Annotated in this window: 17 protein-coding genes; 7 read left to right on the forward strand and 10 right to left on the reverse strand. The window is 59.6% G+C overall.

Features of this window, described 5'->3' with window-relative positions:
* Window positions 1–2 precede the first annotated feature (2 nt).
* Window positions 3–1154 carry an acyl-CoA dehydrogenase family protein gene (locus tag PSH96_RS14410; RefSeq protein ID WP_305459913.1) on the forward strand — a complete coding sequence of 384 codons (1152 nt, stop codon included), beginning with the start codon at window positions 3–5 and terminating at the stop codon, window positions 1152–1154.
* 148 nt (window positions 1155–1302) lie between these two features.
* Here the strand turns inward: PSH96_RS14410 and PSH96_RS14415 are convergent, their stop codons facing one another.
* The 5 genes from PSH96_RS14415 to PSH96_RS14435 are packed head-to-tail and all read right to left on the reverse strand — an operon-like array spanning window position 1303 to window position 6857.
* Window positions 1303–2076 carry an enoyl-CoA hydratase gene (locus PSH96_RS14415; RefSeq protein WP_017138783.1) on the reverse strand — a complete coding sequence of 258 codons (774 nt, stop codon included), beginning with the start codon at window positions 2074–2076 and terminating at the stop codon, window positions 1303–1305.
* A gap of 11 nt (window positions 2077–2087) precedes the next feature.
* Complete coding sequence (locus PSH96_RS14420; protein WP_305459915.1) at window positions 2088–3215, reverse strand: acyl-CoA dehydrogenase; 1128 nt, start codon at window positions 3213–3215, stop codon at window positions 2088–2090.
* A 9-nt stretch (window positions 3216–3224) separates the two neighbouring features.
* Window positions 3225–4409, reverse strand: a complete 1185-nt coding sequence (locus PSH96_RS14425; RefSeq protein ID WP_305459917.1) for an acetyl-CoA C-acyltransferase — start codon at window positions 4407–4409, stop codon at window positions 3225–3227.
* Window positions 4410–4421: 12 nt separating this feature from the next.
* Window positions 4422–5189, reverse strand: coding sequence for an SDR family NAD(P)-dependent oxidoreductase (locus tag PSH96_RS14430; protein ID WP_056860004.1), 768 nt, complete (start codon window positions 5187–5189; stop codon window positions 4422–4424).
* Between the two features lie 21 nt (window positions 5190–5210).
* Window positions 5211–6857, reverse strand: a complete 1647-nt coding sequence (locus PSH96_RS14435) for an AMP-binding protein (protein ID WP_305459919.1) — start codon at window positions 6855–6857, stop codon at window positions 5211–5213.
* 226 nt (window positions 6858–7083) lie between these two features.
* Between PSH96_RS14435 and PSH96_RS14440 the strand changes: the two genes are divergently transcribed.
* The 4 genes from PSH96_RS14440 (at window position 7084) to PSH96_RS14455 (ending at window position 12555) form a co-directional block, all read left to right on the forward strand.
* On the forward strand, window positions 7084–7977 hold the full coding sequence (locus PSH96_RS14440) for a bestrophin family protein (RefSeq protein WP_305459921.1): 894 nt from the start codon (window positions 7084–7086) through the stop codon (window positions 7975–7977).
* Window positions 7978–8055: 78 nt separating this feature from the next.
* Window positions 8056–9114 (forward strand): tetratricopeptide repeat protein, encoded by a 1059-nt coding sequence (locus PSH96_RS14445; protein ID WP_305459923.1) that lies wholly within the window; start codon window positions 8056–8058, stop codon window positions 9112–9114.
* A gap of 271 nt (window positions 9115–9385) precedes the next feature.
* Window positions 9386–10888 (forward strand): ATPase domain-containing protein, encoded by a 1503-nt coding sequence (locus PSH96_RS14450; RefSeq protein WP_305459925.1) that lies wholly within the window; start codon window positions 9386–9388, stop codon window positions 10886–10888.
* Window positions 10885–12555 carry an ATP-binding protein gene (locus PSH96_RS14455; protein ID WP_305459927.1) on the forward strand — a complete coding sequence of 557 codons (1671 nt, stop codon included), beginning with the start codon at window positions 10885–10887 and terminating at the stop codon, window positions 12553–12555. The genes PSH96_RS14450 and PSH96_RS14455 overlap by 4 nt, the downstream gene beginning before the upstream one ends.
* A gap of 26 nt (window positions 12556–12581) precedes the next feature.
* Here PSH96_RS14455 and PSH96_RS14460 read toward each other — a convergent pair whose 3' ends face one another.
* The 5 genes from PSH96_RS14460 to PSH96_RS14480 form a co-directional block, all read right to left on the reverse strand.
* Complete coding sequence (locus tag PSH96_RS14460; protein ID WP_003217591.1) at window positions 12582–12959, reverse strand: response regulator; 378 nt, start codon at window positions 12957–12959, stop codon at window positions 12582–12584.
* Window positions 12960–13037: 78 nt separating this feature from the next.
* The gene (locus PSH96_RS14465; RefSeq protein WP_305459929.1) at window positions 13038–14231 is read right to left on the reverse strand and encodes a hybrid sensor histidine kinase/response regulator; all 1194 of its coding nucleotides are present in this window, start codon (window positions 14229–14231) and stop codon (window positions 13038–13040) included.
* Window positions 14225–14824, reverse strand: coding sequence for a chemotaxis protein CheB (locus tag PSH96_RS14470; protein ID WP_305459931.1), 600 nt, complete (start codon window positions 14822–14824; stop codon window positions 14225–14227). The genes PSH96_RS14465 and PSH96_RS14470 overlap by 7 nt, the downstream gene beginning before the upstream one ends.
* Window positions 14821–15651: a protein-glutamate O-methyltransferase CheR gene (locus PSH96_RS14475; RefSeq protein WP_370694339.1), complete on the reverse strand. Its 831-nt coding sequence runs from the start codon at window positions 15649–15651 to the stop codon at window positions 14821–14823. Before PSH96_RS14475 ends, PSH96_RS14470 begins: the two co-directional genes overlap by 4 nt.
* Complete coding sequence (locus tag PSH96_RS14480; RefSeq protein ID WP_305459934.1) at window positions 15652–19149, reverse strand: response regulator; 3498 nt, start codon at window positions 19147–19149, stop codon at window positions 15652–15654.
* Between the two features lie 265 nt (window positions 19150–19414).
* Here PSH96_RS14480 and PSH96_RS14485 point away from each other — a divergent pair, with 265 nt between their 5' ends.
* Window positions 19415–22744, forward strand: coding sequence for a hypothetical protein (locus PSH96_RS14485; RefSeq protein ID WP_305459936.1), 3330 nt, complete (start codon window positions 19415–19417; stop codon window positions 22742–22744).
* Window positions 22745–23002: 258 nt separating this feature from the next.
* Window positions 23003–23368, forward strand: a complete 366-nt coding sequence (locus tag PSH96_RS14490; RefSeq protein ID WP_305459938.1) for a response regulator — start codon at window positions 23003–23005, stop codon at window positions 23366–23368.
* Window positions 23369–23549 lie beyond the last annotated feature (181 nt).

A 23549-nucleotide genomic window follows, 5' to 3' on the forward strand; every position in this document is an offset into this window, starting at 1 on the left:
CCATGCAAGATATTGAATATACTGAAGAACAAGTGATGATTCGCGACATGGCCCGCGACTTTGCCCGTGGCGAAATCGCCCCGCATGCGCAAGCCTGGGAAAAAGCCGGCTGGATCGATGACGCCCTGGTCGCGAAGATGGGCGAACTCGGCCTGCTGGGCATGGTGGTGCCTGAAGAATGGGGCGGCACCTATGTCGACTACGTGGCGTATGCCCTGGCCGTCGAGGAGATTTCCGCCGGTGATGGCGCTACCGGCGCACTCATGAGTATCCATAATTCAGTCGGTTGCGGGCCAATCCTCAACTACGGCACCGATGCGCAAAAACACACCTGGCTGGCCGAACTGGCCAGCGGCCAGGCCATTGGCTGCTTCTGCCTCACCGAGCCCCAGGCCGGTTCCGAAGCCCATAACCTGCGCACCCGCGCCGAATTGCGCGATGGCCAGTGGGTGATCACCGGCGCCAAGCAGTTTGTCAGCAACGGCAAGCGCGCCAAGTTGGCCATTGTGTTTGCGGTGACGGACCCGGAGCTGGGCAAGAAAGGTATCTCCGCCTTCCTGGTGCCCACCGACACGCCGGGCTTTGTGGTCGACCGTACCGAACACAAGATGGGCATTCGCGCTTCGGACACCTGCGCCGTCACGCTCAACCAGTGCACAGTACCCGAAGCCAACCTGTTGGGTGAACGCGGTAAAGGGCTGGCCATCGCCCTGTCCAACCTTGAAGGCGGGCGTATCGGCATCGCCGCGCAAGCGTTGGGCATCGCCCGTGCGGCGTTTGAGGCGGCGCTGGCCTATGCGCGTGATCGGGTGCAATTCAACAAGGCGATTATCGAGCACCAAAGCATTGCCAACCTGCTGGCCGACATGCAGACCCAGCTCAATGCCGCCCGCTTGCTGATCCTGCACGCTGCACGCCTGCGCAGTGCCGGCAAGCCGTGCCTGTCGGAAGCTTCCCAGGCCAAGCTGTTTGCTTCGCAGATGGCCGAAAAGGTCTGCTCCTCGGCGATGCAGATCCATGGCGGGTATGGGTATCTTGAGGATTACCCGGTGGAGCGTTACTACCGGGATGCGCGGATTACGCAGATTTACGAAGGCACCAGCGAGATTCAGCGGATGGTGATTGCCAGGGAGCTGAAGAACTACCAGCTCTAAAAGCCACACAAAACCAATGTGGGAGCTGGCTTGTCGAATCGTCGCACCGCTGCGATAGCATCACCTCGATCTAACCGATAAACCGAGGTGTCTGCATCGCAGGCAAGCCAGCTCCCACATTTTGAACTTCAGTGATTTTGAGGCCGGGTTACTGGTCCTTGAACTCAGGCGCGCGCTTGGCCACAAATGCCGCCATGCCTTCCTTCTGGTCCTGGGTGGCAAACGCGGCATGGAACACTCGGCGCTCAAAGCGCACGCCTTCAGACAGGCTCACCTCAAACGCACGGTTCACGCTTTCCTTGACCATCATGCTGATCGGCACGGACTTGCCGGCAATCAAGGTCGCGGTTTTCAGCGCCTCCTCAAGCAGGTCATCGGCCGGCACGATACGCGCCACAATCCCGCAGCGCTCAGCTTCGACGGCGTCGATAAAGCGCCCGGTCAGGCACATTTCCATGGCCTTGGCCTTGCCCACGGCGCGGGTCAGGCGCTGGGTGCCGCCCATGCCCGGAAGTACGCCGAGGTTGATTTCCGGCTGGCCGAACCTGGCGCCGTCACCGGCCAGGATAAAGTCGCACATCAAGGCCAGTTCACAACCGCCGCCCAGGGCGAAACCGTTAACGGCAGCAATGATGGGCTTGCGGCGGTTGGCCACGCGGTCGCTGTCGCTGAACAGGTCGTCGAGGTAGATCTGCGGGTAGGTCAGCTCGGCCATCTCTTTGATGTCGGCACCGGCGGCGAAGGCCTTTTTTGAGCCGGTCAGCACGATACAGCCGATCTGCGGGTCGGCTTCCAGGCCGTCCAGCGCCTGGTTCAACTCGCTGACCAACTGGGCGTTCAAGGCGTTCAGGGCTTGCGGGCGATTGAGGGTAATCAGCCCGACGCGGCCCTGGACTTCAAGCAAAAGGGTTTCGTAACTCATGTATCGGCTCCTTAAAGGTTGCGTGAGATGACCATGCGTTGAATATCGCTGGTGCCTTCGTAAATCTGGCAGACCCGCACATCGCGGTAGATGCGCTCCAGTGGGAAGTCGCTCAGGTAACCGTAACCGCCCAGGGTTTGCAAGGCGGCCGAGCAGACTTTCTCGGCCATCTCCGAAGCAAACAGCTTGGCCATCGACGCCTCGACCAAGGCCGGCTTGCCGCTGTCACGTAGGGCCGCGGCGTAATGCACCATTTGCCGCGCCACCGCGATTTGGGTAGCCATGTCGGCCAACCGGAAGGCCACGGCCTGGTGTTCGATCAACGCCTTGCCAAAACTTTCGCGCTCGCGGGCATAGTCACGGGCGGCTTCGAAGGCGGCGCGGGCCATACCCACCGATTGCGAGGCGATACCGACGCGGCCGCCTTCGAGGTTGGCCAGGGCGATCCTGTAGCCTTCGCCCTCCTCGCCCAAACGGTTGGCGACCGGGACTTTTACGTCTTCGAAGAGGATCTGGCAGGTGTCGGACGCATGTTGGCCGAGTTTGTCCTCCACTCGCGCCACCGTGTAGCCCGGCGAGTCGGTGGGCACGATGAACGCGCTGATCCCGCGCTTGCCTGCGGCCGGGTCGGTGACCGCAAACACAATCACGATCCCGGCGTTCTGCCCGGAGGTGATGAACTGTTTGCAGCCATTCAGCACGTAATGGTCGCCCTCAAGGCGGGCGCGGGTTTTCAGGCTGCTGGCGTCGGAACCGGCCTGGGGCTCGGTCAACGCGAAGGCACCGAGCATGGCGCCACTGGCCAGCGGCGTGAGGAACTGGTGTTTCTGCTGGTCGTTGCCGAATGTGAGGATCGGCACGCAACCCACCGAGTTGTGCACGCTCATGATGGTCGAGCACGCGCCATCGCCGGCGGCGATTTCTTCCAGGGCCATGGCGTAGGCCAGGTAGCCGGTGTCGCAACCACCCCACTGTTCCGGCACCAGCATGCCGAAAAAGCCCAGCTCGGCCATTTCGCCGATGGCTTCCTTGGGGAAACGGTGCTCACGGTCCCACTCGGCAGCGAAGGGTTTCAGGCGTTCCTGGGCAAATTGCCGGGCCGCTTCGCTGATTTGCAGTTGTTCGTCATTGGGCAGCATGTTGAGTCCTTAATACAGGCATTCGACGGCCATGGCCGTGGCTTCACCGCCGCCGATGCAGATGGCGGCAACCCCACGCTTGAGGCCTTTCTGGCGCAGGGCCGAAAGCAACGTCACCAGGATACGCGCACCGGAAGCGCCAATCGGATGGCCCAGGGCACAGGCGCCGCCGTGAATATTGACCTTGCTGTGGGGGATTTCCAGCTTGCTCATGGTCACCAGGCTGACCACCGCAAAGGCTTCGTTGATTTCAAACAGGTCAACGTCGCCCAGGCTCCAGCCGGTCTTGCTCATCAGCTTGCGAATCGCGCCCACCGGCGCCACCGGAAACAACCCGGGTTCATCGGCAAACGCCGCGTGCCCGTGGATCACCGCCAAGGGTTTGAGACCACGCTGTTGCGCCTCGGACTGACGCATCAGCAACAACGCCGCCGCCCCATCGGAAATCGAGCTGGAGTTGGCCGCCGTCACCGTGCCGCCCTCGCGGAACGCCGGTTTCAGGCTGGCGACCTTGTCCAGCTTGGCCTTGGGCGGCTGTTCGTCATGCAGGATGGTCTTTTGCTCTTTACCGACGGTGACCTGCACCGGAACGATTTCGGCGGCAAAGCTGCCGTGGGTGATGGCCTCTTGCGCGCGGGTCAGCGAGGCAATGGCGAAGGCGTCCTGGGCTTCACGGGTGAAGCCGTTGTGCTCGGCGCAGTCTTCGGCAAAGGTGCCCATCAGGCGGCCCTTGTCATAGGCGTCTTCGAGGCCGTCGAGGAACATATGGTCGAGCACCTTGCCGTGGCCCATGCGGTAGCCGCTGCGCGCGCGGTCGAGCAGGTACGGCGCGTTGGACATGCTTTCCATGCCGCCGGCGACCACCACGTCGACACTGCCGGCCAGCAGCGAGTCGTGGGCGAGGATGGTCGCTTCCATGCCCGAGCCGCACATCTTGTTCAAGGTGGTGCAGCGCGTGGCCTTGTCCAGCCCGGCGCCCAACGCTGCCTGACGCGCAGGCGCCTGGCCAAGGCCTGCGGGCAGCACGCAGCCGAACAGCACTTCGTCCACGGCATCCGGGGCAATCCCGGCCCGTTCGACGGCGGCGCGGATCGCGGCAGCGCCCAGTTGCGGCGCGGTCAGGCCTTTGAGGTCGCCCTGGAAACCGCCCATGGGGGTGCGCGCAGCGCTGACAATGACAATCGGATCGTTCATGCGGTGTTCTCCTTACTTGGCTGCCATGCGCAAGGCGCCGTCGAGACGGATCACTTCGCCGTTGAGCATGCTGTTTTCAATGATGTGGCGTACCAGCGCGGCGTACTCGGACGGTTTGCCCAAACGCGGCGGGAATGGCACGCCTGCGGCCAGCGAATCGCGCACTTCGGCGGTCATGCCGGCCATCATCGGGGTTTCGAAAATGCCCGGAGCAATGGTCATCACGCGAATGCCAAAGCGCGCCAGTTCGCGGGCGGCGGGCAAGGTCAGGCTGGCGATGGCGCCTTTGGAGGCGGCATATGCCGCCTGGCCGATCTGCCCGTCAAACGCGGCCACCGAGGCGGTGTTGATGATCACGCCACGCTCACCGTCGGCGTTCGCCTCGGTTTCAGCGATGGCCGCAGCCGCCAGGCGCAGCAGGTTGAAGCTGCCGATCAGGTTGACGTTGATCACCTGGGCAAAGCTGGCCAACGCGTGTGGGCCGTTCTTGCCGAGGATCTTCTCGCCACGTACCACCCCGGCGCAGTTCACCAGCCCGTGCAGGCCACCAAAGGCTGCAACGGCGGCGTGTACGGCCGCTTCGGCGGCGGCTTCCTGGCTGATATCGGCCACGGCGCTGCGGGCGTTGTCGCCCAGTTGCCTGGCTTTGGCCGCCACGGCGTCAGCGTTCAGGTCGACCAGCATCACTTTGGCACCGGCGGCAATCAACATTTCAGCGGTGGCCGCGCCGAGGCCCGAAGCGCCTCCGCTGACCAGGAATACCTTGTTTTCAATCTGCATCATTGTTTCCTTAAAAGTGGATCAGGCGTTGGCCTGTGCCTTCGCAATTTCCTGATTACGCAAAATAAAGCGTTGCAGCTTGCCGCTCGGGGTCTTGGGCAAGTCGCTGACAAATTCGATTTCCCGTGGGTAGGCGTGGGCCGCCAGGCGCTTGCGCACGTGCAGACGCAGCTCCTCGGCCAGCTCCGGCGTGGCGCGGTACTGTTCGTTGAGAACCACAAAGGCTTTGACCAGTTCGGTGCGCTCCGGGCAGGGTTTGCCGACGACGGCGGCTTCGACCACGGCCGGGTGTTCGACCAGTGCGCTTTCGACGTCGAATGGCCCTACGCGGTAGCCGGACGTGGTGATCACATCATCACTGCGCCCGACAAAGCTGATGCTGCCATCGGGATTCAGCTCCACAGTGTCGCCACTGAGGTAATACTTGCCGACAAATGCCTTGGTCTTTACCCCGTCGTAACCGGCGAACCAGCACATCGGCGAATGCTCACGGTCAATGGCGAGGATGCCCGGCTGGCCCGCCGGCAGTTCCTGGTACTCATCATCGAGCACCACAATGCGGTGGCCCGGTGAGGCAAAGCCCGCCGAGCCGACGTGCACGGGATGCTCGAGGCCATGGTGGTTGCACAACACCATGCCCAGTTCAGTCTGGCCGTAATGGTCATGGATGACCACGCCCAGGTTGTCGGCAAACCAGCGGATCACTTCCGGGTTCAGCGGCTCGCCGGCACTGCTGACGATACGCAGCTTGCCCTTGATCGAGCGCGCGAACTGTTCGCCGCCGGCGATCAGCAGGCGGTAAGCAGTGGGCGAACCGGTGAGGTTGGTAATCCCGTATTTATTGATCACCCGGCAGGTGCTTTCCAGGGTGAACGGCCCATCGTAGAACGTAATCGGGTGGCCCATGGACAACGGCCCGGTCACGCCAAAATAGATGCCATAGGCCCAGCCCGGGTCGGCGACGTTCCAGAACGCGTCCTCGGGGCGCAAGTCCACCGCGTCGCGGGTGTAGCTCTGAAACGCGACGATGGCCTTGAGCGGCACCGACAGCGCTTTTGACGGGCCGGTGGTGCCCGAGGTGAACATCAACAGGAACGGGTCTTCTGCGCCCAGTAACACCGGCTCGCAGGTATTCGAATAATTCGGCAGCTCAGCCCAGAAGCTGTAGTCGCCGCGCACAATGCCTTCGCCCTTGTCCCCGGCCACCGTAACGATGGTCGGGCAGCCCTCGACTTCTGCCAGCTTGGGGCGGTTGACCGCATCCGTGACCACCAATGCGGCGCCGGAGCTGTTCAGCCGATGTTCGATGGCCTTGGGGCCGAAGGCGGTAAACAGCGGCTGATACACCGCGCCGATACGCCACGTGGCGAACACCACCACCAATAATTCTGCCGTGCGTGGCAGCAGCCCCGCCACCTTGTCACCGCGTTGCACGCCTTGGGCCAGAAGGAAATTGGCAAAGCGCGCCGCCTGGTCCTGCAATTGGGTGAAGGTCACGCTGGCGCTGCGCCCATCCTTGCCTTCCCAAAACAACGCAATGCGCCCCGGCAGCGCGTGGCGGTCGCAACACTCCACGCAGGCATTCAAGGCTTGCAGGTTGCCGGACAGGGCGGCGTCAACGGTGTGCTGGTAATCGAATGCGGTGGTGGCAGCCAAATACTCACGCATGGTTCCAAATCCTTGTGTGTTTTTATTTTCAGGACATTTTCACGACGAGAATCGTTGAAATAATCGCCCTGGCGCGCGGTGGCGGCAATGGTCAAAGCCTTCAACTTGGCTGACTGGTTTGGCTAATCATTGATCCGGCCTATCAGCCGGTCAGCCGCAGTGATTGGACGCTCTGGGCGCAAACTCCTACTCTCCAGGCCTGCGCCGCCAAAGAAGCCGTGTCCCGATGATCGTCCGCCCCAAACCCAACCTCATGGGTATCCTGTTTTCCCTTAAAGGTTCGATTGCCAAGCGCATCGCCTTGCGCAGCCTGATGGTCACGTTGCTGGCGTCGGTGATCGTGCTGGTGGAGACCCTGCACCCGGCCTACTTCTCCAAGGTCAATGCCACGCCGTTTACCTTGCTGGGGTTGTCGCTGTCGATCTTCATGAGCTTTCGCAACAACGCCTGCTACGACCGTTGGTGGGAGGGCCGCAAGCAACTGGGGCAGATGGTTATTGAGGTGCGCTCGCTGATTCGCGAAACCCAAGTGCTGGGCGACTCACCTGAACGCGCCAGCCTGCTGCGTGGGCTGTGCGGGTTTGCCCACGGCCTGGTCGCGCACCTGCGCCGTGAAGATCAAGCCCGCGTTATCACGCCCTGGATTACTGTGGACCCGACGCATCCCAACCTCCCCGACCACGTGCTGCAACAACTCAGCGCGCGGTTTTCGCGGCTGGCAGAACAGGGCGTGATCAGTGAATGGCGCTACACCCAGCTGGAAACCCGGCTGGTCAGCCTCAGCCTGGTCCAGGCCGCATGCGAGCGGATCAAAACCACACCGCTGCCCTTCCCTTACACCTTGTTGTTGCACCGCACCATTTACCTGTTTTGCATTTTGCTGCCGTTCGCCATGGCCGAGCCGTTGGGCTGGTTGACGCCGGTGTTCACCGCCATCGTCAGCTACACGTTCTTTGGTTTGGATGAAATCGGTGATGATCTGGAAGACCCGTTCGGTTTCGATGAAAACGATCTGCCCTGCAATGCGATAGTGCGCACGCTGGAGCGCGAGATTCTTGCCGCCCTGGGCGAAATCGACCTGCCCCCTGCCCTGGAACCGGTGGATTACGTGCTCGGCTGATACGGGTTTGACACTCGTCGTGGTCTGGCCGAAGCTTGTGGCTTTGCGATTAGCTGCCCCCAGCTTTTGGACGCCTGCATGTCAAAGTCACGCCGTTATTCCATCCTCGGCCTGTGCGCCCTGTTGTTGCTTGTGTTGGTCACCTGGTTTTTCTCCCGTTCCACTCCGGTGGCCGTGCCGCCGGCGATTGCCCATGGTTACGCCAAGGCGTTGAAACAGGCGCGCAACGGCGAACCCGGCGCCGCCCGTGTGCTGTATCAGCAGTTGGGTCGCCCGGACCTGTCACCTGAACGCCGCGCAGCGTTACACGCTGAACTGCCCAATTACCCAAGCCCTCAGGCATTGAAGCTGGCGGATAAAGACCTGGCCGATGAGTCGCCGCTGGTTCGCGAAGCGGCGATTCACAGCATTGTCGGCCTGGTGCCCAGCGGCCAGCGCACCTTGCTGCTTGGCCCGGCGCTGGACGACCCTGAACAAGCCGTGCGCTTTGCCGCCGCCAACGCCCTGCTCGGCCTGTCGCCGGATACCCTGGGCCTGTATTTCGGGCCTCTGCAGCAAGTGCTCGATGAGTTTGTGAAAAAGCTCAAGGCTGAGCCCGAAACCGCCGAGGGCTGGATCCAGCTTGCACGCTTGTACATCCACAGCGCCCTGCTGCCGGACGCACAACATGCCCTGGAGCAGGCCATGCGCCTGCAGCCGGACAACCTGCAAGCCGTAGTGGCGCAGATCGAATTGCTCGATAAGCAGGGCAAAACCGACGAGTCCCGCCAGTTGCTGGCGCGGCAATTGGCGGCGCACCCGGAGTCGGCCTACCTGCAACACGCTCTGGGCATGTGGTTGCTGCACCATGGGGAGCGGCCGTACGCGTTGCTTGGCCTGTCCAAAGCCGTAGAGCTTGAGCCCGACAATCAGGATTACCGCTTCGACCTCGCCACCACCCTGCACGCCCAGGAAGAAGTGGACGCCGCCCAGCGTCAACTGGAAGAAATCGTCCAGCGCCACCCCGCCAATCGCAAGGCGCGTGTGTTACTGGTCAGCTATTGGAAAGAAACCGGGCAGTTGCAGAATGTGCAGGTATTGCTGGCGCAGCTGGAACAACAGAACCCGGATGATCCGGCGTTGCAGCAAGGGCTTTAGCAACAGCAGAGCCATACTCGGTCAAAGGTGGGAGCTGGCTTGCCTGCGATAGCATCAATTGGGTGTACCTGACACACCGAGGTGCCTGCATCGCAGCGGTGCGACGATTCGACAAGCCAGCTCCCACATAAAAGCAGCGCTTTGGCGCAGGTCACAAATCCACTACGATTTATACGACAGGTTGAACCGCCACAAACCGCCACGGTCAAGTAAATATGGCGCGCCCAAGGTGGTGCGCCCCCATTACATGTACGTGACCCGAGGGCACTTCTTGTCTACATCCAAAGAGCTGTTCAGTGAAAAGGCGGCCACCGGCATCGAAGGTCTTGATGACATTCTTTCCGGGGGGCTATCACGCAGCCACCTGTTCCTGCTGGAAGGCGAACCCGGCACCGGGAAAACCACCGTAGCGCTGCACTTCCTGCAGGCCGGCGCGAAAAACGGTGAGCGATCCTTGTACATCACCCTGTCGGAAACCGAGCGCGAGTTGCGCCAAGGTGCCAAGTCCCACGGCTGGGACCTGGACGACAACATTCATATCTTCGAGCTGACCCCACCGGAAAGCCTGCTCAACGCCGAGCACCAGCAAAGCCTGCTGTATTCCTCCGACCTGGAACTGGGTGAGGCAACCCGGCAGATTTTTGAAGTGGTGGAACGGATCAAGCCCACCCGCGTGGTGGTCGACAGCCTTTCGGAAATCCGCCTGCTGGCGCAAAGCTCGCTGCGCTATCGACGCCAGATCCTGGCGATCAAACACTATTTTGTGCGCTATGACGCCACCGTGCTGCTGCTTGACGACCTGACCACCGAGTCCCTGGATAAAACCGTGCACAGCGTGGCCCACGGCGTAATTCGCCTGGAAGAGCTGACGCCCACCTACGGCGCTGAACGCCGCCGCATCCGCGTGGTGAAGTACCGTGGTCAGAAATACCGGGGTGGCTTTCACGACTTCACCATCATGCAAGACGGCATTCACGTGTTCCCACGCCTGGTGGCCGCCGAGCATCGTGGTGGTTACGTGCGTCAGACCTTGAGCAGCGGCATCGGTGAAATGGACGCCTTGATGGGCGGCGGCGTAGAAACCGGCTCCAGCACGCTGATCCTCGGCCCTGCCGGTACCGGCAAATCCTTGATCTCGATGATCTTCGCCGCCGCTGCCGTGTCGCGCGGCGAAAAAGCCGCGCTGTTCATTTTCGATGAAGAGCTGGGCCTGCTGTTCGAACGCATGAAAAACATGGGCATTGACGTGGCCGCGCTGCAAGACACCGGCAACCTGCTGATCGAGCAGGTGGACGCGGCAGAGCTGTCGCCTGGCGAGTTCTCCCACCGAGTCAGGCGTTGCGTCGATGAACGTGGGATCAAGACCGTGGTCATCGACAGTATCAACGGCTACCAGGCGGCCATGCCTGAGGAAAACTCTCTGATCCTGCATATGCACGAGTTGCTGCTGTACCTGAACCGTCGCGGTGCGGCGACGTTCATGACGGTGGCTCAACACGGGCTGGTAGGCGACATGCAGGCTCCCGTCGATATTACTTACCTGGCTGATACGGTGATCCTGTTGCGTTACTTCGAAGCACTCGGCAAGGTCCGCCGGGCTATTTCGATCATCAAGAAACGCACCGGCACCCACGAGTCCACCATTCGCGAATACCGTATTGGCAGCACGGGTTTGACGGTAGGCGAGCCTCTGAACAACTTCCAGGGCGTACTGCGCGGTATCCCGACTTATATGGGCGCCGGTTCCCCACTGCTCAAGGAAGAGGGCGTGTGACCGGTCTTTCTCCCGTCTCCGAGCGCGCAATTATCCTCGCGCCACTGGGCCGTGATGGCTCCCTGGCGCTGATGATGCTCAAGGAAGCCGGCTACACCGGCATGGTTGCCGCCAACCTGACCGTACTCTGCGAAGCACTTGAGCAAGGCGTCGGTATGTTGGTGATTGCCGCCGAAGCCCTGCGCGGTGTCGACCTTGAGCCGCTGCTGACCTACCTGCATGAGCAGCCGGCCTGGTCCGACTTGCCCATCGTGCTGCTGACCCACCATGGCGGCCGTGAACAGAACGGTTCATCGCACCTGAGCGGTTTGCTGGGCAACGTGACCTTCCTGGAGCGCCCTTTTCATCCGGTGACCTTGATCAGCCTGGTGAGCGCAGCCCTGCGCGGTCGGCGTCGGCAATACGAAGCGCGTGACCGCTTGATCGACCTGAGCGAGAGCGAACTGCGCCTGCAACGCACCCTGGAAACCCTTGAGCAGCAGGTTGAAGAACGCACGGCGCAACTGCGCAACAACGAAGAAGCGCTGCGCCAGTCACAGAAAATGGAGGCCGTCGGCCAGTTGACCGGTGGCATCGCCCATGACTTCAACAACATGCTCACTGGCATTATCGGCAGCCTGGAGCTGCTGCGCAGGCGGGTGTCCCGCGGCAAACTGGACGACCTCGACAGCTTGATCGACCTGGGCGTGACCTCGGCCAACCGCGCTGCCGGCCTGACCCACCGTTTGCTGGCGTTTTCACGCCGCCAGTCGCTGGACTCCAAGCCCGTGGAGATCAACCAACTGGTCAGTTCCATGGGCGAATTGCTGCAACGCAGTATCAACGAAAGCATTGCTTTGGACATGCGCCTGAGCGATGAACTGTGGACCGCCGAGGCCGACCCCAATCAGCTGGAAAGCGCCCTGCTCAACCTGGTGATCAATGCGCGCGATGCCATGCCCAACGGCGGTAGCCTGACTGTAGAGACCACCAACCGCCACCTCGACAATGTGTTCACGGCCGCCTATGGCACCTTGCTGCCAGGCGATTACGTGGAACTGAGCGTCAGCGACACCGGCTGTGGTATTCCCGAAAGCCTGCTGGGCAGGGTCTTCGACCCGTTCTTTACGACCAAACCGATCGGCCAGGGCACCGGCCTCGGCCTGTCGATGATCTACGGCTTTGCTCGGCAGTCCCATGGCCATGTGACCATCCACAGTGAAGTCGGCAAGGGCACGACGGTCAGCCTGTTCCTGCCGCGCTTTATCGGTGAGCGTGTCGCGGACGCTGTCGTCAACCCGGCGCTGCTGCCCTTCGCCAATGCCGGCGAAACCGTACTGATCGTCGAAGACGACGCCGCCGTGCGTCTGTTAGTCAGCGCGGTGCTCAAGGAATTGGGCTATGCCTTTGTCGAGGCTGGCGATGCCAATACCGCTGTGCCGATCATCCAATCCGACCAGCGTATTGACCTGTTGATCAGTGATGTGGGCTTGCCTGGCATGAACGGGCGGCAACTGGCAGAAATCGGGCGGCAATTGCGCCCGGAACTCAAGGTATTGTTTATCACTGGCTACGCCGAGCATGCGGCGGTGCGCGGGGGGTTCCTGGATCCGGGAATGCAGTTGATCACCAAGCCCTTTACCTTCGATTTGTTGACGGCGAAGGTGCGGGAGATGATCAAGCAATAGGGCTGCTGCCAGGCAGCCCCGTTGCTTCAGGCCAGCAGGCGCTGGATATGCTCTTGCAAGGTATCCAGATCAAACGGCTTGGCCAGAATCGGCGCATTGCGTGTGATCGGGCTGTTGCAGTCGAGGATCTCCTGCGGATAACCGCTGATAAAGATCACTTTCAATTCAGGACGCAGCTTGATCGCAGGCTCAGCGATCTGCACGCCGGAAATCCCGCCCGGCAGGCGGTAATCCGTGACCATCAGGTCCAGGTGCGGCTTGGTGGCCAGAATCTCGAAGGCCTGCTCCCCATCGATCGCCTTCAGTACCCGGTAGCCCAGGCCTGCCAGGTATTCACCCAGCACAAACATAATGGATTCGTCGTCTTCGACGATCAGTACGACATCTTGTGCATCTTCACTCATGGGAAGCCTTCGTCCGGTCAGTTGCTGCAAGTACGACCATGGGGTCACGCAGAGGTTGCGTCGAGCTGACGATTGATTTCATTGCGGCTCGCCAAGTGGCAGGCACACCCTGAACAGCGCGCCCTCGCCTATCTGGCTCTCGACCTCGATGGTGCCGCCATGGGCCGTCACGATCTGCTCGGAAATAAACAACCCCAGGCCCAGCCCTGCCGCGACATGGCTGGCCGAAACGCGTTCGAATTGCTGGAAAATACGCTTCTGGTTGTCTGCGCTGATGCCGATGCCACGGTCACGCACCTCGACGCGCGCCTCACCGTGCTCGGTGTACACACGGACATCCACCGGGCTTTTGGCACCGTAGCGCAGGGCGTTGGTCAGCAGGTTGGTGACCACTTGTTCAATACGGAACTCATCCCAGTTGCCCTCCACCGGCTCATCGGCAACCAGGTGCATCGAAGAACCGGCGGATGCCACTTGCGGGGCGAAGTTTTTCACCAGGTTGCGCACCAGTTGCGCCAGGTCGAAACGCGCCGGACGAATCGACAGTTTGCCGGTGCGGATGCGCGACACGTCGAGCATGTCTTCGATCAGGCGGATAAGGCTCTGGATCTGGCGCTCGTCGCGGTCGACCATGGCGTGCATCTTGTCCAGGGTGAACGCGGCGGCGTTATCCCGCGCCAAGTGCATCTTGCGCAACTGGGTCTCGAGGATCAGCCCGTTGAGCGGCGTGCGCACTTCGTGGGCAACGATCGACATGAAGTCGTCACGCATGCGCACAGCCTGCTCAAGCTCCGCCTGGGCGGCCTGCAGGCGCGTCAGCAGCAGCTCCTGCTCGCGCCGGCTGCGCTCCAGGGCTTCGACTTGCTGTTTCATGGCCTTGCTCTGGCGGTACAGGTCAACGAACACATTGACCTTGCTCTTCACCGCGTGGATATCCAGCGGCTTGTGCAAAAAATCCACCGCGCCGCTCTCATAGCCTTTGAAGGCATAGTTGAGTTCGCGGCCGGCAGCGCTGACGAACACAATCGGGATGTTCTTGGTCTTTTCGGTGCCGCGCATCAGTTCGGCCAGCTCGAAACCGTTCATGCCGGGCATCTGCACATCGAGAATCGCCATGGCGAACTCATGCTCCAGCAACAGTGACAAGGCCTCGTCAGCGCTCAATGCCTTGAAGACCTGGCGATCTTCGCGCTTGATCAGCGCCTCAAGGGCCAGCAGGTTTTCCGGCAGATCGTCGACGATCAGCAGTTTGGCCTGGACAGTACTTAACATGGGGAAGATTCCAGGGAAGCCAGCAGTGAACCAATCTGGCTCAAGGTGAGAATATGATCAGGTGTGTGCAAGGCCAGCGCCGCCAAGGGCATCACGGCGATACGCGCTTCTGTGGGCTCTTGGACGATGGTGGTGCCACCCGAGTCTTTGACATGGGCAAGGCCACGCGCGCCATCCTGGTTGGCGCCGGTCAGCAGAATCGCCAACAGGCTGTTGCCGTAGGTGTCGGCAGCCGAGGCGAACAGGTAATCGATGGCCGGCCGCGAATGATGCACGCGGTCTTCCTGGCTCATCGACAGGCTGCGGTCGCTTTCTACCGACAAGTGATAGCCGGGGCCGGCGAAATACAGGGTGCCTGGCGCGATCGTTTCCTTGTCGCGTGCTTCTTGCACCGGAATGCTCAGGCGCCGCGCAAAAACTTCGGCCAATTGGCTGCGACGCTCGTCCGGCAGGTGCAGCACGGCAATGATCGGTAAGCCGAAGGTGTCAGGCAACGTACCAAAAATTGTCAGCAACGCCTCAACGCCGCCGGCGGAGGCGCCGACGACGATGGCTTCAATCCCGCGTGGCGGGTTAATTGAGGCGTCGCTCATGATTTTCGGTAGATCCGTTCCTGTTTGACCAAGGGTTCGAATTGCTTGCTGTAGGCGGAGAAATCCAGGGTTTCCTTACTGCCCAGCACCAGAAAGCCGCGATGGCACAGCGACTCATGAAACAACCCGAACGCTCGATCCTGTAACTTTTTATTGAAATAAATCAATACGTTGCGACATGAAATTAATTGAGTTTCTGAAAAGACGCTATCGGTTGCCAGGCTGTGATCGGCAAAGGTCACGTTCTCGCGCAGCGTCTTGTCGAAGATCGCGTAATCGTAAGCGGCTGTGTAGTAGTCGGCAAATGAACGTTGGCCGCCCGCCTGCTGATAATTGGCGGTGTAGGCACGCACGTTCTCCAGCGAAAAAATCCCTTGCTTGGCTTTGTCCAGGGACGCCGGGTTAATGTCGGTGGCGTAAATGATGGTGCGTTCCAGCAAGCCCTCTTCGCGCAGCAGGATCGCCATGGAGTACACCTCCTCGCCCGTGCTGCACCCGGCGATCCAGATTTTGATCGAGGGGTAGGTCTTGAGCAGCGGCACCACTTCCCGGCGAATCGCCAGAAAATGCGACGGGTCGCGAAACATCTCGCTGACCGGGATCGTCAGAAACTGCAGCAACTGCATGAAGGCCGTCGGATCATGCAACACCCGCTCCTGCAGCGCAGAAATGGTCGCGCAATCGAACTGGCGCAGTGCGTGGGCCACGCGGCGCTTGACGGACGCGCCGGAATAGTCGCGAAAGTCGTAGCTGTACTTGAGGTAAATCGCCTCAATCAGCAGGCGCAGCTCAATGTCGCTGCTTTTTTCCAAGAAAACGTGCTCCACTTAAATGCGTTCCATCTTCGGCAGCCATACGCGAATCAGCGAGAACAGCCGGTCCAGGTCGATCGGCTTGGCCAGGTAATCGTTGGAGCCTGCCGCCAGGCAGCGCTCCTGATCGTCTTTCATGGCCTTGGCCGTCACCGCAATAATCGGCAGTTTCTTCCAGCGCGGGTCCTGGCGGATCAAGGCAGTTGCCTCGTAACCGTCCATCTCCGGCATCATCACGTCCATCAGCACCAGGTCGATGTCCTCGACTTCATTGAGTTTGTCGATGGCTTCATGGCCATTACGCCCGATCACCACCACCGCGCCTTTGTGCTCCAGGGCACTGGTCAGGGCGAAGATGTTACGCACATCGTCGTCGACCAACAGGATCTTGCGCCCCTCGAAGACCTTGTCGCGGCTGCGGGCGGTCTTGAGCATCTTCTGGCGGTCATGGGACAGCTGGGATTCGACTTTGTGCAGAAACAGCGTCACTTCGTCCAGCAAGCGTTCAGGTGAGCGTGCGCCTTTGATGATGATCGAGCGCGAATACTTGCGCAGCTCGGCTTCTTCGTCACGGGTCAGGTTACGCCCGGTGTACACGATCACCGGCGGGAACGAGCAGATATCTTCGGTGGCCATGCGCTTGAGCAGCTCATTGCCGAGCATGTCCGGCAGCTTCAAGTCGATGATCATACAGTCGTAGATGTTGGTGCGCAGCAGGTCCAGTGCCTCTTGGGCGTAGCCGACATCGGTGATTTCGATGTCATCGTCGCCGATCAGGCGGGCAATGCTGTCGCGCTGCAGGTCATCGTCCTCCACCAGCAACACGCGCTTGACCTTCTGGGTCAGCTTGGCTTCCAGGCGCGCAAACACGTCCTTGAGCTCTTCGCGGGTGGTCGGCTTCACCGCATAACCGATGGCGCCCATGTGCATGGCGGCTTCGACGCGGTCTTCGACAGAGATCACGTGCACGGGAATGTGGCGGGTATTGGCGTGTTCCTTGAGGCGTTGCAGCACGGTCAACCCGGAATGGTCAGGCAGGCGCATGTCCAGCAGGATCGCGTCCGGGATGTACTCCTCGGCCAGGCTGTAGCCTTCGTCTGCGCCGTGGGCGACCAGGCAGTGGTAGCCCAGTTCGTGGGCCAGGTCGAAGAGGATGCGGGCAAAGTTGGGTTCGTCTTCCACCACCAGGATGCAGCGGGTGGCGAACGGCGCCTTGTCGCGGTCATCGGCAAAGCGCGGAATCTGTTTGGCATCGGCCACCGGCAGCGGTGAGATCGCCATGGGCTTGGGCGCCGGCGCTGCCACCACCTGGCGTGGCGCCTCGATCGGCGCGGCACCTTCCTCGCGCTCTACATAATGCTCCGGCAGTACCAGGGTGAACACGCTGCCCTTGCCTGGCTCGCTGGTCACGCTGATATAGCCGCCGAGCAAGCTCGCCAAGTCACGGGAGATCGACAGGCCCAGGCCCGTGCCGCCGTAACGGCGGTTGGTAGTGCCATCGGCCTGGCGGAAGGCTTCGAAAATGCTTTCCTGCTGGTCCAGCGCGATGCCAATGCCCGAGTCGCGCACGGTAAAGGCTACGCCCTCCCCTGGCGCACGGGACACCGACAGGCTGACATCGCCCTGCTCGGTAAACTTGACCGCGTTGGACAGCAGGTTTTTGAGGATCTGCTCCAAGCGCTGGCGGTCGGTGAACAGCATCGGCGGCGCGTCCGCTTGAATGTCCACCTGGAAACCCAGCTTGCGATCGGCGGCCAAGGGTTCGAACATTCCGCGCAGGCCATCGACCAGGCGCGCCACGCTGGAGTTTTCCGGGCGCATTTCCAGCTTGCCGGCTTCGACCTTGGAAATATCCAGAATATCGTTGATCAGGTTCAACAGGTCGTTGCCCGCCGAATAGATCGACTCGGCAAACTTGACCTGCTCGGCGCTGAGGTTTTCCTGCGGGTTCTCGGCCAGCAATTTGGCCAGAATCAACGAGCTGTTGAGCGGCGTACGCAGCTCATGGGACATGTTGGCAAGGAACTCGGACTTGTATTTGCTGGAGCGCTGCAGCTCGTCGGCACGGTCTTCGAGCTCCAGTTGGGCCTGGTTCAGCTCGACGTTCTTGCGGTCCATGGCATCGCGCTGATCGGACAGGATTTGCGTCTGTTCGGCGAGTTGCTCGTTGGTCTGTTCAAGCTCCGCCTGTTGGGTTTCCAGGTGGGCCTGGGACTCCTTGAGGATGCGCGACTGCTCTTCGAGTTCTTCGTTGGCGGTTTTGAGTTCTTCCTGCTGCACTTGCAGCTCTTCATTGAGCTGCTGGGTCTCGGCGAGCACTTCCTGCAGGCGCTGGCGATAGCGCGCGGCTTCGATGGAGGTGCCGATATTGCCGGCGATCAGTTCCAGCAACTCAACGTCACGCTCCTCCAGTGGGCGCAGGAACCCCAGCTCGATCACGCCATTGACGCGGTCATCATCACTGGTGGGCACCACCAGTACACTGCGGGTCGAACCTTCGCCCAGGCCGGAGCTGACCTTGAAGTAATCCACCGGCACATCGTCCAGACGGATCAGGCGATCAAGCTGGGCGGCCTGGCCGACAATGCCCTCATCACTGTAGATCGCCTGTTCTTTTTGCTCTTGCTCGCGGGAAAACCCGTAGGTGGCCACGCGCTTGAGGCCGCCGTGTTCTTCGCGCACGTAGAGCGCTGCAACCGCCGACCCCATGTATTGGGCAAAAAACTGCAGGATATTGCGCCCAAGCATGTTCAGGGTCAGTTGGCCGAGCACCTGTTCGGCCAGTTCGGTCTGGCCGTTACGCAGCCAGGCCTGTTGCTCCAGGCGCCGGGCGATCTTCTGTTGCGACGCGAGGTTTGCGCTGTAACTCTCTGAAAGAGAAACTAAATTTTTTCTTCCGATATAGGCCAGGAACCCGCTCAACCCGAGCACAAAAACCAGGTACAAGGTCACGCTGATAATCGTGGTGCGGGTCACATCGGCATTGCGGCTGACACGAAATGCCTGCTCCATCGCGACTGCATCCGCGTATTCATTGCGGATCGCGTCGGTCAGGCTCTTGCCGCGTCCGGCCTTCACCGCCCCGCGGTAATCGCCGCTGTTGCGCTGCAAGTCGATCATCGACTGGGCGTACTTGTTCCACTCGTATTGCATTGACTCCAGGCGCTTGAGGCGATCGACCTGCTGCGGGTTGTCCGCCACCAGCGCCTGCAGGTTGTGCAGGTCACCAATGATGCGCGGTTTGGCCACTTCGTAAGGGTCGAGGAAATGCTCGTCGCCGGTGATCAGGTAGCCGCGCAGGCCGGTTTCCAGGTCCACCGTGAGCTTGGACGACTCATTGAGGTTATTGATAACCCGGTCGGTGTGCTCCACCCACTGGATCACCGACAGCAAATAAGTGATCAGGCAGACGAAAAACACCGCGCTGAGTACGCCGACGCCCAAAGGTAACGCGACGTTTCGGCTCAGCAGGGTACGGAAGCTCTTTTCATCGACGGACGACGCGGGAGTCATGGGCATGCCTTGGCCAAGTGCAGAAAAAGGGGGAGTTTGCCCGAATAGCAGTGGGCAAGGCTATGTTTGTGCATAGTTTTGAAGTGCTTGCCTACAGGCTGCAAGTGAGTTTCGCGCCAATCCGGGCCGATTTCGTCAGGCCACATACACACATACACACAGATGCGGCGGAACGTAGAGGAAGGGTTTCGACACTCAGAACTGCGCCTCAGGAACACGGAAGATCTTTTGGAAGGCGTCTTATATGACCCAACTAGGTAGATAAATGAATATTTCCAGCGTTCCTCAGCAAACCACAAACATCGCAGCCGGCCAAAACACGCCTGAGCGTTCCCCCCCTGTAGAAATCGCCTCCAGCTCTACAACACCTCCAGAAGCTCAAAACACGCCGCCAACACCTAAGCCCCTCACCAAGCCCGTAGCCCAGCTACAGGCAGACCAACAGAACCTGTGGCAACTGGCCGACCAGCTTAAGCTCATGAGTACCCAGAATGATGGCACCCCCCTTACTCCAGATCAAATTGCCAGCGCTTTAAAAAGTCAAGTCGACGTGCCTTTCGTAGGTTCAACCTACGCGCTGACTCGTTCCACACCGCCGACATTGGCGACCGTCATTACCGACCTGGGTTATGTACTCCCAGTTACCGCCGATCAAGTCGCTACGTTGGCCCAGCAAATCAAGCAAAAGGCTTCAACCCCTGTGCTGGGAAACTTGGGCGGCGGGCTGTCCTGGCTACTTCCAATGTCCAAAGAGGATCGACAGAGTATTCGCTCGTTCCTTCTTTCCGATAAGAGCGGGTTGCCTGGCCTGCCGTTGCGGGCAACACATACCAACGGCACGCTGGATTATTTGATCCAAGGCAGTTCGTTGACACGCAGTGACTTGCAGGGTGATCCTCAGGCGGTGCTACAACAATTGCTCGATACTCCCAGGGCTCAGGCATTGGGGCAGGAGTTACAGAAGCACATGAAGGGTGTGGACACACCCAGCAGTATTTATGACTATCTGTTGACCGCGATTATCGACGGGCTCGACGTGAGTAGCCTTGGGTATCCAGAACCCAACAGACTCGGCGGTGTCTATCTGGACTCCCCCGTGTATTGGGGGCAATCACCCTCGCTGGCTGTCGAGGACCTTAGCGATCATCTGCTCAAGCAAGGTATGGCGGCAACCTGGACGGCTAAACTTGCGACCCACATTCTGATGGCGAGCCAAGCGCCGCAGTTTCTGATCAAAGATATTCCCCCTACCGTGAAGGTTGGCAGTGTTCTCTGGGGCCAATTGGCAATAGCGGCAGCCAAGGTCGAAGCCCAGACGCCTGGCCGCGTGCCTGGCATGAGCTATGCCGAGGTCATTACCCAAGCGGACTCCCTGCCGGCCGCAAACGTCGGCGTTCAAGATGCACAACGCGAAGCCCTGAAAGAGTGGGGGGTGGCTAATGGTTTGCTGCCCATCGTGCAAACTGTCTGGACCCCGGTGGATTTCGTACCGGTTGCCTCAAAACCCGAACCGACAGCGTCCGAAATGGAACGCGTCAGAGTGGCCTACAACAGTCGGTTGCAGGCGCTGGTAGACACGTCTACTGCTTTGTATACGCCACTGGCCACTCGAAAGGAGGTTGCACTCCGATGCCTCAAAGCGGAGTTTCCGAATCTTGATCCTGCGGTTTTTGAAGCCCAAGTGGTAGCCAAGCTCTACACAGGCCGCGCCCGCGCCGGCGACCCCAGGTTACGTTCCATGCTTGATATTGTGATGGAAGGGGAAAAGATAGGGGAAAACTACAAATGGGTCACCAACGACCGCCGCGTTCCGATCGATGTGTTCAACGACTTTGCACGCTCCGAAAGATTTCACGCGCCCGAAGTTTTCGAGGCTCAATTCGAGCCGGCGATACAAGCGCAAAAAAAAGGCCATCACGGAATGGTCCAACACCTGATTTCCCAATTGCCAGTGGCTGATCGCAAAAACTGCGAGTTCGGCAAGCTCGAGTATTTCTACAGCAATGACTACAAAAGCGCAGAAGGTAAACCACTCAAACTGGTGAAGCGCGGGCATACACTGATTGTGAAAACCACTCACAAGGGTGAGACCAATCTGTATGAACTCGACACCACAAAAGGAACAATTAATAAACAAAACGATCGATTGGCAACGCTGCTTGATCACCGTGAAACAACTAATGAGAAATCGGAAAAAATTGTTTCAATGGTAAGGCCCTATCACCCTTTCAGCGATTCACCTGCCCCCAATAGCGCAGAGAAACCGGACACTCCTGGAATCCCCGACAGCTACAACTCCGACCGGACCAACAACATTGCCGATTTCTACGTCAATGCCCTCGCGCTGGATGGAGAGGATTTCCTCAACTACGCGAGGGGCGTAACGTCCTTCGACAAGGATCGGCTGGGTGACCAGGCAATCGGGAATTTCCTTCTCAATCTGATCCCGTTTCGCGCCGCCATCGTTAACTTGTCTAACGGTCGCTACGGTGAAGCCGTGGGAGACTTGGCCTTTGATATTTTTGGATTCGTGACCCTGGGCGCGGGGAAGGCTGCGCAAGCCTCCAGCGCCTTGGGTAAAGGTTTGAGCGTCACCCAGAAAGCTTCAAAAGTTATCAAATTCATAGGGACGTCCGCATTGCAGGCGCTCAACCCCCTGCCTACTACTCTAGTGGGTAACCTGCTAACGGGGGGTGGAAAGCTGCTCGCCAAGGGAGCCACTAAAAGTGTTGAATTGGCGAATATGCTAAGAGGCGCAAGCGGCAGCTACGACCTGCTCAAGGCTGCCAGTAAAAGCCAGGGCGTCGTCGCAATCGGGACCTACAAAATCGGAGAAGCAGCCTTCGAAGGCTCCGCCGTACTTTGCAATGGTAAATGGTACGGCTACAACCCTGTGAACGGACGCCCTTATGGCAAGCCGCTTGCGATGTTTACTCCCGATTGCGTAGCCATGGGCGGAAAAATTGAAAAATTCAAAATGCTCTCAAACGATGCAGGCTTCTCTGTTGATACAACAAAACGCGGGCTTCGTCTAACAGTCGATGCTCATGGTGTTATACCCCCAGGACATAACTCAGCGCTCATCCAGATAGATGGCGAGTTTATAACCCCCTATGAGTTATTGGAAAAGCTCAAGTCAAAGGGTGTCAAAACGGAGGAATACGCCGAGATTCGTTTGACGATGTGCCATTCCGGTACGGGCGGGGCGCAATCATTTGCGGCGCAATTTTCCAGACTTACCAAAAAACCGACAGAGGCGTTCGAGGGAATCATATACACAAGTAAAGAGGTAGAAGATATCGCAGCCGCCAGCTACAAAGTTGGAGGCGCCAAGCAGCAGGAGCTAATCAACGATACGGTGATTGGCACTAAAAAACACATCACCAAACTCCACCCCACAGGAATGACTGAGGACGGCCGTTTCACTTACACTCAGCATCCAAATTACAACCCAGTCCATTTTGATGCGCTGGGCCAACCGCTACCCCTCAAACCACCTAAAGCGCCTTATGTACCAGAGCCTGTCGTACTGAACGAAAGACGAGGAAGTGAAGTGCCAAACATTGATTTTGATGACTACGACGATCTCACTTGATGGGTAAGATTGAAATGAACACCCGGGAAGTCGCGTTTTGACCCTGTGACCCCACTCCTTGCGTCAATGGCTGCGCTTCAAGCGCGCCATTGACGCCTCGCCCGCGCTGCCGGCAGAGCCTCGCAGACCAGGCGACATTCGCCCCCATTCCCTTCACAATGCCCCTGCAATGGAACTTGCCGAGATGACCGCGACTCATTAGAGAGCGATCTTTCAACCGCCAGATACCTGCCCTTCCATTTTTCAGGAATTCTCCCTATGTCCGCTGCCCCCTCCATTATCCTTGTAGTCGAAGACGACGCCATCGTGCGCATGCTGATCGTCGATGTACTCGAAGAGTTGGAGTTCTCGGTGCTTGAGGCTCCCGACGCCGAAGAAGCCCTCAAGGTTGTTGAAAATACCGGTCAGCCTATCGACCTGATGATGACCGATGTGGGCCTGCCTGACATGGATGGCAAGCAATTGGCCACCAAAGTACGCGAACTACGCCCTGGCCTGCCGATTCTGTTCGCCAGCGGCTACGCCGACAACATCGACGTACCCGCAGGTATGCAGGTAATTGCCAAGCCGTTCTCCATCGACCAACTGCGTGACAAGGTCAAATCGATGTTGCTAGCTGCTTGAGAACACTGACCCACAAACAATACCTCACCGATAGTACCCCACACCTGCGGCACTCAAACCGTGAACATCTCCACACGAACAAACTAGTTTCTTCGGGCAGCTAGCTGCAGTTCGCTTGCCGGTGACCGGGATGGATGACCTCAGTTCACGTTGTTTGCAGGGATTAACGTGACGTTCGGCC

The sequence above is a fragment of the Pseudomonas sp. FP2338 genome, assembly GCF_030687515.1.
Lineage (GTDB): Bacteria > Pseudomonadota > Gammaproteobacteria > Pseudomonadales > Pseudomonadaceae > Aquipseudomonas > Aquipseudomonas salomonii.

Coding starts and splice junctions, on each gene's coding strand:
- PSH96_RS14480 (WP_305459934.1), bottom strand. CDS start 19,149: ATGACTCCCGCGTCGTCCGTCGATGAAAAGAGCTTCCGTACCCTGCTG.
- PSH96_RS14445 (WP_305459923.1), top strand. CDS start 8,056: ATGTCAAAGTCACGCCGTTATTCCATCCTCGGCCTGTGCGCCCTGTTG.
- PSH96_RS14410 (WP_305459913.1), top strand. CDS start 3: ATGCAAGATATTGAATATACTGAAGAACAAGTGATGATTCGCGACATG.
- PSH96_RS14485 (WP_305459936.1), top strand. CDS start 19,415: ATGAATATTTCCAGCGTTCCTCAGCAAACCACAAACATCGCAGCCGGC.
- PSH96_RS14435 (WP_305459919.1), bottom strand. CDS start 6,857: ATGCGTGAGTATTTGGCTGCCACCACCGCATTCGATTACCAGCACACC.
- PSH96_RS14465 (WP_305459929.1), bottom strand. CDS start 14,231: ATGTTAAGTACTGTCCAGGCCAAACTGCTGATCGTCGACGATCTGCCG.
- PSH96_RS14490 (WP_305459938.1), top strand. CDS start 23,003: ATGTCCGCTGCCCCCTCCATTATCCTTGTAGTCGAAGACGACGCCATC.
- PSH96_RS14425 (WP_305459917.1), bottom strand. CDS start 4,409: ATGAACGATCCGATTGTCATTGTCAGCGCTGCGCGCACCCCCATGGGC.
- PSH96_RS14460 (WP_003217591.1), bottom strand. CDS start 12,959: ATGAGTGAAGATGCACAAGATGTCGTACTGATCGTCGAAGACGACGAA.
- PSH96_RS14415 (WP_017138783.1), bottom strand. CDS start 2,076: ATGAGTTACGAAACCCTTTTGCTTGAAGTCCAGGGCCGCGTCGGGCTG.
- PSH96_RS14470 (WP_305459931.1), bottom strand. CDS start 14,824: ATGAGCGACGCCTCAATTAACCCGCCACGCGGGATTGAAGCCATCGTC.
- PSH96_RS14440 (WP_305459921.1), top strand. CDS start 7,084: ATGATCGTCCGCCCCAAACCCAACCTCATGGGTATCCTGTTTTCCCTT.
- PSH96_RS14420 (WP_305459915.1), bottom strand. CDS start 3,215: ATGCTGCCCAATGACGAACAACTGCAAATCAGCGAAGCGGCCCGGCAA.
- PSH96_RS14430 (WP_056860004.1), bottom strand. CDS start 5,189: ATGCAGATTGAAAACAAGGTATTCCTGGTCAGCGGAGGCGCTTCGGGC.